Origin of the sequence: Tsukamurella ocularis (genome assembly GCF_965138335.1) — a bacterium.
GTDB classification, from domain to species: Bacteria; Actinomycetota; Actinomycetes; order Mycobacteriales; family Mycobacteriaceae; genus Tsukamurella; species Tsukamurella ocularis_A.
This window is the reverse complement of sequence record NZ_CBCSDV010000020.1, coordinates 1-12,296: the sequence shown is the minus strand read 5'-3', so window position 1 is coordinate 12,296 and position 12,296 is coordinate 1. Positions and strand designations below refer to the sequence as shown.

The 12,296-nt window shown below is 71.6% G+C and carries 14 protein-coding genes and 1 pseudogene; 8 read left to right on the top strand and 7 right to left on the bottom strand.

The features are described from left to right. Window positions 1–45: 45 nt before the first annotated feature. The gene (locus ACNAYW_RS17310) at window positions 46–471 is read left to right on the top strand and encodes a hypothetical protein (RefSeq protein WP_415850903.1); all 426 of its coding nucleotides are present in this window, start codon (window positions 46–48) and stop codon (window positions 469–471) included. Window positions 472–525: 54 nt separating this feature from the next. On the opposite strand, the pseudogene ACNAYW_RS17305 reads toward ACNAYW_RS17310, so the two are convergent. After that, window positions 526–1,795 (bottom strand): annotated as a pseudogene (locus ACNAYW_RS17305) (IS3 family transposase). A gap of 484 nt (window positions 1,796–2,279) precedes the next feature. After that, the gene (locus tag ACNAYW_RS17300) at window positions 2,280–2,966 is read right to left on the bottom strand and encodes a hypothetical protein (protein ID WP_415850902.1); all 687 of its coding nucleotides are present in this window, start codon (window positions 2,964–2,966) and stop codon (window positions 2,280–2,282) included. 161 nt (window positions 2,967–3,127) lie between these two features. Here ACNAYW_RS17300 and ACNAYW_RS17295 point away from each other — a divergent pair, with 161 nt between their 5' ends. Continuing rightward, the gene (locus ACNAYW_RS17295; RefSeq protein ID WP_415850901.1) at window positions 3,128–3,391 is read left to right on the top strand and encodes a hypothetical protein; all 264 of its coding nucleotides are present in this window, start codon (window positions 3,128–3,130) and stop codon (window positions 3,389–3,391) included. Between the two features lie 98 nt (window positions 3,392–3,489). Here ACNAYW_RS17295 and ACNAYW_RS17290 read toward each other — a convergent pair whose 3' ends face one another. The 4 genes from ACNAYW_RS17290 to ACNAYW_RS17275 all read right to left on the bottom strand — a co-directional run bounded on the left by ACNAYW_RS17290 (window position 3,490) and on the right by ACNAYW_RS17275 (window position 5,999). Continuing rightward, on the bottom strand, window positions 3,490–3,984 hold the full coding sequence (locus ACNAYW_RS17290) for a hypothetical protein (RefSeq protein ID WP_415850900.1): 495 nt from the start codon (window positions 3,982–3,984) through the stop codon (window positions 3,490–3,492). Window positions 3,985–4,264: 280 nt separating this feature from the next. After that, complete coding sequence (locus ACNAYW_RS17285) at window positions 4,265–4,966, bottom strand: YqeB family protein (RefSeq protein WP_415850899.1); 702 nt, start codon at window positions 4,964–4,966, stop codon at window positions 4,265–4,267. Next, window positions 4,963–5,544, bottom strand: coding sequence for a TetR/AcrR family transcriptional regulator (locus ACNAYW_RS17280; RefSeq protein WP_415850898.1), 582 nt, complete (start codon window positions 5,542–5,544; stop codon window positions 4,963–4,965). Before ACNAYW_RS17280 ends, ACNAYW_RS17285 begins: the two co-directional genes overlap by 4 nt. Window positions 5,545–5,579: 35 nt before the next feature. Further along, window positions 5,580–5,999 (bottom strand): DUF6069 family protein, encoded by a 420-nt coding sequence (locus tag ACNAYW_RS17275; protein ID WP_415850897.1) that lies wholly within the window; start codon window positions 5,997–5,999, stop codon window positions 5,580–5,582. Between the two features lie 192 nt (window positions 6,000–6,191). Here ACNAYW_RS17275 and ACNAYW_RS17270 point away from each other — a divergent pair, with 192 nt between their 5' ends. Both ACNAYW_RS17270 and ACNAYW_RS17265 read left to right on the top strand, forming a co-directional pair. Next, complete coding sequence (locus ACNAYW_RS17270; RefSeq protein ID WP_415850896.1) at window positions 6,192–6,554, top strand: YciI family protein; 363 nt, start codon at window positions 6,192–6,194, stop codon at window positions 6,552–6,554. Further along, the gene (locus tag ACNAYW_RS17265) at window positions 6,551–7,801 is read left to right on the top strand and encodes an RNA polymerase sigma factor (RefSeq protein ID WP_415850895.1); all 1,251 of its coding nucleotides are present in this window, start codon (window positions 6,551–6,553) and stop codon (window positions 7,799–7,801) included. Before ACNAYW_RS17270 ends, ACNAYW_RS17265 begins: the two co-directional genes overlap by 4 nt. A gap of 1 nt (window position 7,802) precedes the next feature. Here the strand turns inward: ACNAYW_RS17265 and ACNAYW_RS17260 are convergent, their stop codons facing one another. After that, on the bottom strand, window positions 7,803–9,980 hold the full coding sequence (locus ACNAYW_RS17260; RefSeq protein WP_415850894.1) for a helicase-associated domain-containing protein: 2,178 nt from the start codon (window positions 9,978–9,980) through the stop codon (window positions 7,803–7,805). A gap of 39 nt (window positions 9,981–10,019) precedes the next feature. Here ACNAYW_RS17260 and ACNAYW_RS17255 point away from each other — a divergent pair, with 39 nt between their 5' ends. Genes ACNAYW_RS17255 through ACNAYW_RS17240 form a run of 4 tightly spaced genes read left to right on the top strand, consistent with a single transcriptional unit; the run spans window position 10,020 to window position 11,616 of the window. Then, window positions 10,020–10,214: a hypothetical protein gene (locus ACNAYW_RS17255; protein ID WP_068524106.1), complete on the top strand. Its 195-nt coding sequence runs from the start codon at window positions 10,020–10,022 to the stop codon at window positions 10,212–10,214. Window positions 10,215–10,255: 41 nt separating this feature from the next. After that, window positions 10,256–10,690: a cyclic pyranopterin monophosphate synthase MoaC gene (moaC, locus tag ACNAYW_RS17250; RefSeq protein ID WP_415850893.1), complete on the top strand. Its 435-nt coding sequence runs from the start codon at window positions 10,256–10,258 to the stop codon at window positions 10,688–10,690. Next, entirely contained in the window at window positions 10,683–11,183 is a 501-nt protein-coding gene (locus ACNAYW_RS17245; protein ID WP_415850892.1) for a MogA/MoaB family molybdenum cofactor biosynthesis protein, read from the top strand. The genes moaC and ACNAYW_RS17245 overlap by 8 nt, the downstream gene beginning before the upstream one ends. Next, window positions 11,176–11,616: a molybdenum cofactor biosynthesis protein MoaE gene (locus ACNAYW_RS17240; protein ID WP_415850891.1), complete on the top strand. Its 441-nt coding sequence runs from the start codon at window positions 11,176–11,178 to the stop codon at window positions 11,614–11,616. Before ACNAYW_RS17245 ends, ACNAYW_RS17240 begins: the two co-directional genes overlap by 8 nt. Window positions 11,617–12,296 lie beyond the last annotated feature (680 nt).

Below are 12,296 nucleotides of genomic sequence, written 5' to 3'. Positions count from 1 at the left end.
CGCAGGACGACATACGAGATCTACCTACTGTGACATTATCCCTCGGTGGGAATGATGGAAGAGGCGCACGAACGCCGTCGAGTTGAGTTGGAGCAGTTGCACGCCCAACGCGCACGCTGGGCCTCCAAGGAGTTGGCGCAATGGCAAAAGGTGGAGGATGCGGTCGCTGAGTTCGTCGCAGCGGCGACGGACCATGGTCGCCGCCCGAACTCTTTCGGCAGATGGAGGGTGTACATCGAAGGCGAGCCCTTCACGCAGAACTGGACGCGCATCACCATCTCGCAGGATGGTTCGTGGCGAATAACCCGTCGCTGGCTAGAGCCGTACACAATTACCACCGTCACCAACTACAAGAAGCGGCGTTACCGTCAGCGGAACAAGGTGCTCGCGACTTCGCGGGAACGAGGGAAGTACGACGGAGGCAAACTTCGTGTACGCCACGCCCTCGTCGGCTGGCTCAGCCGCGCCTGAACGCTTCGCAGTGCTCGGGCTGAATGAACCGCCCCGGTGTGTCCGGAGACTGACTCAATCAGTCACCGGCACCTGATGGTGGGGTGCCCTCGAAGCGTAGTACGCGGCCTCCAGCTCCGCGGGCGGGATGTCGCCGCAGTATTCGTAGGGCCGGTGGTGGTTGAGCCAGTCGACCCACTCGGCGGTTCCGTACTCGACCTGCTCCACCGTCTTCCATGGTTCGCGGGGTTTGATCAGCTCCGTCTTGTAGAGCCCGTTGATCGTCTCCGCGAGCGCATTGTCGTACGAGTCACCCACGCTGCCAATCGAACCCGCGATGCCAGCGCCGAGGAGTCCCTCGGCGAACCGGACGGAGGTGTATTGGGAGCCGGCGTCGGTGTGGTGAATGACCCCGGCCGGGTCGTGTCCTTCGCGGCGACGCGACCAGGCGGCATGGTCGAACGCGGCGAGCACCAGGTCCGTGTGGTCATCGTCGATCCGACCGCCCAGCCGATGATCCGGCGGGCGTACGCGTCGGTGACGAACGCGACGTAGGCCCAGCCGGCCCAGGTCGACACGTAGGTCATGTCCGCGACCCACAGCTGATTCGGTCGGGTCGGTGCGAAACCGCGTTGGACCAGGTCTGGGTGCCGGCCGCCGGCGCCGCGGTCGGCGACGGTGGTGCGTTTCACCTTGCCCCGCACCACCCCGGTAAGGCCGGCTTCGCGCATCATCCGCTCGACCGTGCAGCGGGCCACCGAGATGCCCATCCGGTTCAGCACGATCCACATCTTCCGCGCCCCGAACACGCTGTAGTTCACCGCATGTACATCACGGATCTAATTGGCCAACAACGCCTCCCGATACTCCAAACCGGTGGCCGGGCGATCGACGTGCTCGTAGTACGTGTACGGGGCGATCTTCACACCATGCTCGGTAAGCACCGTGCAGATCGGTTCGACACCCCACCGCAGACCACCCTCCTCACGCCGACCGACATGACAGCGGATGAAGTCCACGATCAGCCGTGTGGCCGGTCGAACTCGGCCGCGAAGAAAGCCGACGCCGCCTTCAAGATCGCATTCGCCCGCTTGAGCTCGGCGTTCTCGCGTTTGAGCCTCTTGATCTCCTCCGACTTCGACGACGCAACCCCGGTCCGTACGCCCGCGTCGACCTGCGCCTTGCGGAACCACTTGCGGACCGACTCCGCCGAGGTCACCCCCAACAACGCGGCGATCCGCTGCATCGCCGCGTACTCCGTCTCACCCTCCGGCCGCTCCGCGACCATCCGCACCGCCCGCGCCTTCAACTCAGCAGGGTACCGATTCGATGTGCTCCCTGCCATGACTCCAACCTTCCAACTTCGGAGTCTCCGGACTACCCGGGGCGGTTCAACTCCCATGGAGCTGATCCAGGACTACGTCCTGCAGCTCCTCTATTACGACACAGAACTGATCTTGTAGTTCAGGCCACACTCACCCACCAGCCCGACTCGGGAGGGTTTCCGTCAGGGCGGTATTCAAAGACGGGACTTCGGTCGCGCTCGATCCGACTCACGCCAACGCAATCCCTGCTGCGATTTCCGCGGGCGCGGTGGACGATACGATCCTGCCGAGCCGCAGCGCCCAGCCAGCGGCGCGGATCACGCGGTGGAGCTGGTCAGGCGCATGAGGGTGTACGGCTGGGGATACCCAGCAGGACTGCGCCGTCAGGGCAGCGCGTAGTCCAGGGGCAGCGGGTGGGGCGAGACATGCCTCGATCATGGCCGCGACCACCGACATCGAGCGGGCGGACTTGGTCACGTCCCGCGCAAATGACTTACGGGACTTCTACTCCCATTCAGTTTCGTCGCGATAGGTACCGACGACCGCGCGAGCATCTGAGGTGAGCTTCCGCGCGGCGGCGTCTGACCGTTCGATGTGCCCATCGGGACCGTTCCGCCGCAAGCACCCGAGGATTGCATCCCTCGCATCCTCAACGAGTGTGGTGAGTGACTTTTCCAGCCGAGAGGGCGGACTGAGCAACTGAATCTGGCAGTTCAAGGACTGGGCGCGAGTCTCCAGATCGCGCATTGTGTTCCGCCTTTCGGCTATGTCCTGTCGCAACTCCGCAGGTGTTGGTCCAGCACCCCCAGGCTCTTGGTACGTTCTCGCGACCGCCCGCGCGGTGTGCTGAATGTGGCGTGGGATTTCGAGGATTGTGGCTACGAGGTCGCCTACCTTGGTCGTCATCTCCTCTCTACGGTGCCGCTCACGTTCTCGTGTAGCTGCCGCGTCGCGGTCGCCCGCTGCTCGTTTTTCGGCGGCGGCGATGTCCGCTTTCTGACGGGACGCCGCGTGCTTGTTGTTCCACCACACGCCACCAAGCGCGACAAGGGCGGCGATGAGGGCAGCACACGCGGTGAACAAGGGCGCGTAGGTGCTAATCCATGAGGTCGGGCTGTCGAGGTGCACCGTCAGCTCGGGAGGAACGGGTGTCGGCGAAGGTGCGGGGCTTGGCGGCGGGGTCGGCGTCATACGTGGGGACGCTATCGAGCGGGGTGTGCGAGGTCACGTCCTGTGCGCAAACCGACGACCTCGCTCACCGCGCCGCACACCCCTGCCTCGGCGTCCGATGCCGTAGAGATACGGCACCCGGGCGGTGACCACACCGCTCACCAAGCAGGAGGAGCCTGATAATGAACTACTTGTACATCGTCGGGACCACGCTCACCTACATCGCTGCGTCGGTGCTCGCCGACGCGGCGATGAACCGCAGGGGTCGGAGGATCACTGTCGGAGCCGCTGTGCTGGGCTGCTACGGCGCGGGGACGGCGCTGACCAGTATCGCGCTCCCCGATGCGCCGTGGTGGTTCGCGGTGGGGTGGGGAGTGATCTACTCCGCCGACGCGATCCGCCACGGAGCGAACACCGTGGAGGTGGAGGTGAAGCAGAAGCCCTGATCGCAGACCTCCTGGGGGACGCGACACGCGCAGGTAGATGTGGGTTTCAATGCCCATCAGACCTGATATCGCGTACGCGTCGCACAGGGTCGCGGGCTCTAGTTGAACTCGATCTGCCCGTTGGACCACGCGGACACGTCCGCGATGCGGATGCGCAGGTAATCGTGCGTGTGACGGAACCCGCCGAGGACGGTAGTCGCGTTCCGCAGGTGGACGAAGGTCCGCAACATGTGCCCCTGGTGAGTGGTTTCCGCCCCGTACTGCTCAGGCGTCAAGGTGTTCAAGTGATCGTTCTGTTCGATCTGCGCGTCCCCCGCATCGCCGTACAGGTTGTTCGCGAGTGCCTCCACTTGCTCAGCGGTGAGGTCGGCGGAAGCCGCGTGGCGGATAGCGTCAGCGGCAGCTTGGAAGAAGTCCGCGCCGAAGGTCGTGACTCCCGTCGCGATACCCCACGGAAGGTAGAGGGTGACTGGTACCTCGACCCTTCCTGGGGGACGTGTCCATCCCGCGAGCATTTGCAGCTCCGAGTCGGGGCCGTCATGCAGGCCAACGACGGTGGTCAGGTCGGGGTAATCGGGCTTTTCGGTCGTCATGCAGGGATCGTAGTGACGGGGCGCAGGGGATGTTCCCCTTCGGACGCAACTGGTGAGGAGCGAATAGGGAGGCGGCGGTGACAGTGCCCGCAAACGGCATCATGTCCGATGATCTTTGCACGTCGCGGGCAGCTTCCGAGCCCGCAAAAATCCCGCAACACGGAGCGTCTCCTCACAAACCACGAGGAGGGTTAGACCCATTCCACTGGAGAAACGGCTGGTAGACGCGTTTTCGACCCTATCTCATGTCGGACTGGACGATGAGGGGTCCGTCGGTCACCTATCCAGTGTGCCGCGCCGGGCGGAACTCCTGCTCGTCGCCGCGGTCGCGGACCACGACGCCGACCTCGCCGAGGCGCAGCCGCAGGTCGCGGGCGGTGGGTGCGCGCTTCTCGGCCCGGGCGACCGCACGCTCGCGCAGCAGCGCCTCGACCTCGAGATCCGCGTCGCCGCGGCCCTGCACGACCAGCGTGTACTCGGCCTCGTACGGATCCGCCTCGCCGCGCCACGGATAGCCCGCGTCGGTGAGCGCCCGGGCGATCCCGGCCTTCGGCACCCCGTCGGTGCCGGCGGCCGCGAGGAGGCGGCCCCGTCGGTCCAGGAACGTCAGCTCCCCGCCTCGCCCGAGGAAGGCCTCGCCGATCTCGGCGCGCGCCATCCAGCGGCGGTGCCCGCCCGCGGCGAGCTCGACGTGGTCGTCGGCGACCGTTAGCGCCGCGACCTCGTGCTGCCACGCCGCGACCAGGATGATGCCGCCGATGAGGCCGACGACCGTGAGTATTCCGGCGGCGACGCCCACCGGCAGCTGCGCGGCGACGCGCAGGGGGCCGGGTGAGCCGTCCACGGTGCGCTCCAGCCACGCGACGAGGCCGCGCACGATCAGGCCGAGGACGGCGCCGAGGGCGGTGGTCGCGGAGACGGTCGCGAGCTGCAGCGCGCGCGAGATCCCGACGGTCGTCGTGGGGGCGGCGGTGGTGGTCATGACTCCTCCGGGCGCAGATAGGCGAGGGCGGCGCGGCGCACGTCGGGCCGGACGTCGCCGTCCGCGAGGTGGGCGCCGTCGGTCAGGGCGACGAGGAAGGCGGCGGCGTGGGCGGGATCGAGGCTGGGTTCGAAGGCACCGTCGGCCTGGCCCCGCGCGATGACCTCCGTGAGAGCGCCTCGGACCAGCCCGTCCGCGGTGGCGACGATCTCGGCCAACGCCGGATCGGCGGGAACCCGGCGGATCACCTCGGCGACCAGACCGGGCGCGACGGGGTCGACGGCCGACTCGGCCAGTGCGTCGACCACGATCGCGATCGCCGCGCGCGGGTCGGGTTCTGCGAGGGCCCGGTCGCGGGTGGTGGTGTTGCGCTCGACGTCGGCGTCGAACAGGGCGCGGAAGAGGCCGGCCTTGTCGGTGAAGTAGTAGAAGACGGTGCCGGAGCTGACCCCGGCCCGCGTCGCGATGTCCGCGGCGCGGGCGCGCTCGAAGCCGGCGGCGGAGAACTCCGCGGCCGCCGCGTCCAGGATCGCGGCGCGGCGGCGGGCGGTGAGAGCGGGGTCGACGGTGCGGGCCATGCCCTGAAGATATATATAACTGAGCGATCAGTCAATTAATTGATGGCCAGGCGGCGAGCGAGGACCGGCACGACGATCGCGGCCGCGGCCACGTGCGTGAGGATCAGGACCCCGGCGGAGGCACCGTCGAATCCGAAGGTCAGGTCCGGCACGAAGGACAGGACCAGGAGCGCGACGCAGGTGCGGACGAAGGTCGAGCGCGGATGCCGGGCGCGTCGCGCGAAGACCGCCGCGATCGCCACGGCGATCAGCGAGAAGATCAGCGTGAGCTGCGCGAACCCGAGCAGGGGGATGGCGGAACCGTCGGGACCCGCGAACGTGACGCCCGCGCCGGACGCGGCCGCGGCGATCGCGGTGGTGGCGACCGACGCAGCGACGGCGGCGCCCACGCCGTGCTTCCACACGGGCAGGCGGTCGGTGCGGACGGGGGCGGTGGTGGCGGCGATGGTGCTCATGGCGTGCTCCTCAGCGGTGGTGGCGGTGCCCGGGGTGGGCGCGTCCTACCCCTTCCACGAACGGGGTCGACGGATTTCGACATCGGCGCTGCGGAGAATTTCCGGGGGTGGTGTCGTATCGGTACGCCTGCGTTCGTAGTGAGGGTGAAGGGCGGCCACCGGCGCCGCCCGACGACCGAGAGGAACGAGATCATGACGCACTACCTGCTCTCCGTGCACGGCCCCGCCGAGCGGGGCGAGTTCGGCGACTACGGCACCAAGGAGGCGATGGAGGAGGCGTTCGCGCGGACCGACGCCTTCAACGAGCAGCTCAAGGCCGACGGCTACTGGGTGTTCGCGGGAGGCCTCGCCGAGGCGACCACCGCCACCGTCGTCGACGGTCGCGGCGACAAGCCGATCATCACCGACGGCCCGTACCTCGAGTCGAAGGAGCTGATCGGTGGCTTCTGGGTGATCGACGCGCCCGACCTCGACGTCGCGCTGCGGCTCGCGGCCCAGGGGTCCAAGGCGTGTGGCGGCACCGTCGAGGTCCGCGCCTTCGACGGGCTGGCGTGACCGACGCAGGCGCCGGGAGCGGAGCGAGCGGGCCGAATCGCGACGGAGCCGCCGCGCTCGATCGGGTCTTCCGCGAGGAGTACGGCCGGGTCATCGCCTCGCTCGTCCGCCGCTTCGGCGACATCACGATCGCCGAGGACGCGGCGGGCGAGGCGATCCTCGCCGCCGCGGAGAAGTGGCCCGAATCCGGCATCCCGCCGAACCCCGGCGCCTGGCTCACCACCACCGCGGGCAACCGCGCGATCGACCGGATCCGGCGGGAGAACCAGCGCGACGCCAAACACCGGGCGGCCGAGATGATCCACGACGACTCCGATCCCGAGCCGACCGGCGCGGTCGAGGACGACCGGCTGCGGCTGATCTTCACCTGCTGCCACCCGGCGCTCGCGCCCGAGGCCCGGGTCGCCCTCACCCTGCGCCTGCTCGGCGGCCTGACGGTGCCCGAGATCGCGCGCGCCTTCCTCGTGCCCGAGACCACCATGGGGCAGCGCATCACCCGCGCCAAGAAGAAGATCGCCGCGGCCCGCATCCCGTACCGCGTGCCGGCCGCCGTCGACCTGCCCGACCGCATCGACGGGGTGCTGATGGTGCTCTTCCTCGTCTTCAACGAGGGGTACCTGGCCAGCGGCGACGGTGCGCCGATCCGGGCGGAGCTCAGCGCCGAGGCGATCCGGCTCACGCGCCTGGTCCGTGGGCTGCTGCCCGACGATCCCGAGGTCACCGGCCTGCTCGCCCTGATGCTGCTCACGGACGCCCGCCGCGCTGCGCGGGTGCGCGGTGGACAGCTCGTCCCGCTCGACGAGCAGGACCGCGCGGGTTGGGACCGCGCCGCCCTCGCCGAGGGGCACGGCCTGGTGCGCGAATGCCTCGCGCTGGGACGGCCGGGGCGGTACCAGATCCTCGCCGCGATCGGCGCCGTCCACACCGATGCCCCGAGCGCCGACACCGTCGACTACGCGCAGGTGGTGGCGCTCTACGACCTGCTGCGCACGATCGACCCGTCGCCGATCGTCGCGCTCAACCGTGCGATCGCCGTCGCCGAGCTCGACGGCCCCGAGGTGGCCCTCGCCCTCGTCGACCCGCTGCCGCTGGACGGCTACCACCCCTGGCACGCCACCCGCGCGCACCTGCTGCGCAAGCTCGGGCGCACCGCCGAGGCCAGGGCGCAGTACGACGCCGCCCTCGCGGCCACCGCCAACGCCGCCGAGCGCGCCTACCTCACCCGCAAGCGCGGCGAGTTGGTCTGAGCTACTCCACCGGCTCCGCGGTGGTCACGCGGTGCAGGGCGAACCGGCGGGTCGCGTCCCCGTCGAGCGCGGCGAGCTGCCCGTGCCGCACCGACTCGGGCACCACGACGTGCCGCGTGAACACGCCGTTCGCGTCCACATAGCCCAGCCGCACCGGCCGGCCCGCGCCCGCGGCGGACTGCAGGAGCGCCATCAGCTCCGGGCCGGACGTGCGGGGACCGTCGTCCGACGGGGCGTCCTGCCGCCGGATCTGCACCACCGCCTCGGCGAGCTGCTCGAGCGTCGCCTGCGCGGCCGGGGGACGGGTGCGGGGCGGCGGGAGCCGGATCGCGGCGGGGCGCAGGTCGACGACGACGCCGCGGGAATCCTCCGCCGCGGCGGTGAAGCCGGCGGCGCCCAGGCCCGCCACCAGGTCGGACAGCGGTACCTGGGCGATGAGCACCGTCGGCGCGATGGCCCGCAGCGCGAGCGCCTCCGCGACGGGGGAGGCCAGGACCGCGGCGATGAGCGCCGGATCGTCGGAGCGCAGGAAGGAACCGGCGACGCCCGCACGCAGGGCGCCGTGCCGCCGCGCGACGTCGTCGACCAGGTACGTCAGTCCCTGCGGCACCGGGGTGACCGAGTGCGCGACGAAGAAGGCGTGCACCTCCGCCGAGGTGCGGCCGGCGTCGAGCGCGCGGCGCACCGAGGCGTCCGTCACGCGGTAGACCGCGGCGCCGCCCGCGGACTCGAGATCGGCGACCAGCGCGACCGCCGCCGCGAAGTCGTGCGTCGTGGGGCCGGGGATGGTCAGGGTCAGGTCCGCCTGGAGCAGGAACTCCTCGACCGGCTTCGGCAGCGCGGCGGCCATGGCCTGCGCGGGGTCGGTGGTGCGGGCCGCGCGCCCGGCCGCGGTCAGGGCGCCCCCCGCGACCAGGCCCACCACCTGCGCCTGCTCCACGATGTCGGCGATCGCGTCCAGCGTGAGCCGGCGGTACCAGGACGGGTGCGCGAACCGGGCGGCCGCGTGCACGTCGGGGAGCGGCGGGGCGGTGCCGGGCGGAGCGAGGGCGAGGGCGTCGAGCACGGCCGCGCGGTCCTGCGGGGCGACGGTGCTGCGCGCCGCCCGGTGCAGCGGCCCGACGATGCCCTCCTCACCGCGGGTGCCGATGAGCGCGGGCTGCCGGCGCAGCTCCAGCCAGGTGCGGGCGAGCAGCGCCCAGCGGTCGGCGGGCGCGGAGCGCTGCCACTCGTCGACCGCGACGGTCGGCGCGAACACCGAGTCCTCCTCGCCGTCGAGCTCGCCCTCGGCGAGGAGCGCGGCCGCGGCGAGGAGCTCCAGGAGCAGCGCGGCGCGGTCCTCGGCGAGGCCCGCGGCCTTGGCGATGCGGCGCAGCTCACGGATGCCGATGCCGCCCGCCTTCACCCGCTGCGCCGGGACGGCGCCCAGCACGTCGAGCACGTCGTCGGCGTGCCGCAGCAGCTCCAGCGCGGCCACCGCGCCGGCCCCGTCGGCACCGGGGACGGGCGGACCGTCGAGCACGGGCGGCTTGAGGGAGGTGCCGAGGGGGAGCTCGCCGCGCAGCCGCGCGCGCACCTCCCACGGCAGCTCGACGGTCTGATGGTCGACGCGCGCCAGCAGCCCGGAGGCGAGCATGCGCTGCACCGGATGGTCGGCGGACGTGCCGGGGCCCGCGGCGGCGGTGCGACCCAGCGGCGAGCCCTCCGCCAGGCGGTCCAGCAGGGCGCGCTCATCGGACCCGGCGGCGGCCAGCGCGGCGTCGATCGCGGCCAGGTCCGGCGGCGTCGTCAGCTGGGTGGAGCGCCACGGCAGCGCCTCGCGGACGGCGGCGGTGGTGTGCAGGGCGTCGTCGCCCCAGGCGAGCGCCAGGCCCCGGAGCTTCTCCGCCGACGCGAGCACCTGCTTCTTCAGCGCGCGGCCACGGAGCCGGCGGGCGAGCGCCTCGGCGTCGAGGGATTCGGCGAGCAGCAGCTCGAGAACGGCCAGGTCGAGCAGGGTGAGCCGGTCCGCGACGCGGCCCAGCGACGCCGGGCTGTTCAGGCGGCTCGCCAGCACGGAGAAACCGGCGGGGACGGGGGTCGCCACGTCCCGGCGGGCGTCGAGCAGCGCCGCGATCTCGGCGTCGGTGCGCCCCCGCAGCCACGCCGCGGGCCCCGTCGACGACGTATTACTGCTCACCGATACAGCCTAGACACCGGGGCATGTCAGAATAGCGGCGTGTCTGAGACCTCGAATGCGAAGAAGCCCGGTTACGTCGACAACGGCTGGCCGCAGGGCGCGGACGGCCACGCCGACCACGCCGTGAACGAGCTGGCGGCCCCGGTCGTGGGTGCGCTGTCGCCCTTCGGCGAGCTGGAGTTCCCGCAGCAGCACATCCCGTACGTGCACCCGTCGACGCGGATCAACCGCTGACCGGAGAGCTGACACACATCGACGATGCGGGCGCCGCCCGCATGGTCGACGTGTCCGCCAAGGCCGTCACCGCCCGTACCGCGGTCGCGGCCGGGACCTTCCGCACCACGGAGGCGGTCGTCGCCGCCATCGCCGACGGCGCCGTCCCCAAGGGCGACGTGCTCGCCACCGCCCGTATCGCGGGCATCATGGCGGTCAAGCGCACGGCCGACCTGATCCCGCTGTGCCACCCGCTGCCGATCTCCGGCGTGACCGTCGACCTGGAACCGTCGGGCGCGGAGATCACCGTCACCGCCACCGTGCGCTGCACGGGCCGGACGGGCGTCGAGATGGAGGCGCTCACCGCCGTCGCGGTGGCGGGGCTGACCCTGCACGACATGGTCAAGGCACTCGACCCCGCCGCCGTCATGACGGACGTCCGCGTGCTCACCAAGGACGGCGGCAAGACCGGCCACTGGGAGAGATCAGATGACTGAACCACTCCGTCCGTCCCGCGATCACCACGCCACCGTCGTGGTCGCCTCCACCCGCGCGTCGCTCGGCGAGCGCGAGGACACCACCGGCCCCGCCATCGCCGCCTGGCTCGGCGAGCGGGGCTTCGAGGTCTTCGGGCCCGTCGTGGTGCCCGACGGCGAGGAGGTGGGCGCCGCCATCCGCTCCGCCGTCCGCCGCGGCGACGCCGTGGTGCTCACCACCGGCGGCACGGGTCTCACGCCGTCCGACCGCACGCCGGAGGAGACGCGCGGCGCCCTGACCTTCGAGATCCCCGGCCTCGCCAACGCCATTCGTGCCGCGGGCCTGCCCGATGTGCCGACGACGGTGCTCAGCCGCGGCCTCGCAGGCGTCGCCGGCACGTCGCTGGTGGTCAACCTGCCGGGCTCGTCCGGCGGGGTCCGCGACGGCCTCGCGGTGCTCGACGGGGTCCTTCACCACGCGCTGGATCAGATCCGCGGCGGCGACCATGGCTGAGAAGCCCGGGGCCGAGGTCGTCCTCGCCCGGGTGACCGAGGAGCCGATCGATCTGGCCGCGCACGAGGCGGCGGTGACGCGGCCCGAGGCCGGCGCGGTCGTGGGCTTCATCGGGGCCGTGCGCGATCACGACGGCGGCCGCGGCGTCACCGCGCTGGAGTACTCGGCGCACCCCACTGCGGAGCGCGTCATCGCGGAGGTCGTGCAGCGCGAGGCGGACGCCGCGGACGGCGTGCGGGCCGTCGCGGTCTCGCACCGCGTGGGCCCGCTGGCGATCGGCGACGCGGCGCTCGTCGTCGCCGTCTCCGCCGACCACCGCGCGGCCGCGTTCGCGACGTGCGCGCGCATCGTCGATGCGGTCAAGGAAGCGCTCCCCGTGTGGAAGCACCAGCTGTTCGGGGACGGAACAGACGAGTGGGTCGGCAGCGCGTAGCCGCCGACCCACCCTTCAGCCGGTTCGTTGTTCGGTGACCGGTACTACGCGCACGTGGTGACCTTCGTGGGGTCGCACGGGCGCGGAGTGAACAGGGGGACACCGAGGTGCCCGGGGACGACCGGCGCGCCGAGCACGCCGTCGGGGATGGTGCCGGCCGGGTTGGCCGGGCGCTGCGGCACGTTCGCCGTCGCGGGGACGACGGGGCGGACCGGCTTCACGCCGGTGCTCGTACCGGGGACGCCGATGCCGGGGATGCCGACCGCGGCGGTCAGGCCCTGCGCGCCGATGCCGTTCGTGCCGACGCCCGCCGCGCTGCCCACCCCGCGCGCGCCCGCGCCCGTGCCGACGCCGTTGGTGCCGACCCCGGCCGCACTGCCGATGTCGCGCGCGCCGGCGCCGTTCGTCGTGACGCCGCCCGTGCTGCCGATGCCGTTCGCGGTCGCGATCGGGAAGCCGGTACCGCCGACGCCGATCGGAAGCGCCAGGCCTCCGACGCCCACCGGCACCGTCGCGCCGCCGATGCCCGCGGGGATGGCCGCGCCGCCGGTGCGGCCGGTGGTACCGGTGGGGACGCGCGCCGCGCCGGTGCCGACGGGGACGGCTGCGCCGCCGATACCGCCGACGCCCACCGGCACCGTCGCGCCGCCGGTGNNGCCGCCGGGCACGACGGTGCCCGC

What these genes read in the sequence shown, in the direction of transcription:
- ACNAYW_RS17300 (WP_415850902.1), bottom strand. Translation starts at nt 2,966, where the DNA reads ATGACGCCGACCCCGCCGCCAAGCCCCGCACCTTCGCCGACACCCGTT.
- ACNAYW_RS17295 (WP_415850901.1), top strand. Translation starts at nt 3,128, where the DNA reads ATGAACTACTTGTACATCGTCGGGACCACGCTCACCTACATCGCTGCG.
- ACNAYW_RS17290 (WP_415850900.1), bottom strand. Translation starts at nt 3,984, where the DNA reads ATGACGACCGAAAAGCCCGATTACCCCGACCTGACCACCGTCGTTGGC.
- ACNAYW_RS17285 (WP_415850899.1), bottom strand. Translation starts at nt 4,966, where the DNA reads ATGACCACCACCGCCGCCCCCACGACGACCGTCGGGATCTCGCGCGCG.
- ACNAYW_RS17280 (WP_415850898.1), bottom strand. Translation starts at nt 5,544, where the DNA reads ATGGCCCGCACCGTCGACCCCGCTCTCACCGCCCGCCGCCGCGCCGCG.
- ACNAYW_RS17275 (WP_415850897.1), bottom strand. Translation starts at nt 5,999, where the DNA reads ATGAGCACCATCGCCGCCACCACCGCCCCCGTCCGCACCGACCGCCTG.
- ACNAYW_RS17270 (WP_415850896.1), top strand. Translation starts at nt 6,192, where the DNA reads ATGACGCACTACCTGCTCTCCGTGCACGGCCCCGCCGAGCGGGGCGAG.
- moaC (WP_415850893.1), top strand. Translation starts at nt 10,256, where the DNA reads ATGGTCGACGTGTCCGCCAAGGCCGTCACCGCCCGTACCGCGGTCGCG.
- ACNAYW_RS17245 (WP_415850892.1), top strand. Translation starts at nt 10,683, where the DNA reads ATGACTGAACCACTCCGTCCGTCCCGCGATCACCACGCCACCGTCGTG.
- ACNAYW_RS17240 (WP_415850891.1), top strand. Translation starts at nt 11,176, where the DNA reads ATGGCTGAGAAGCCCGGGGCCGAGGTCGTCCTCGCCCGGGTGACCGAG.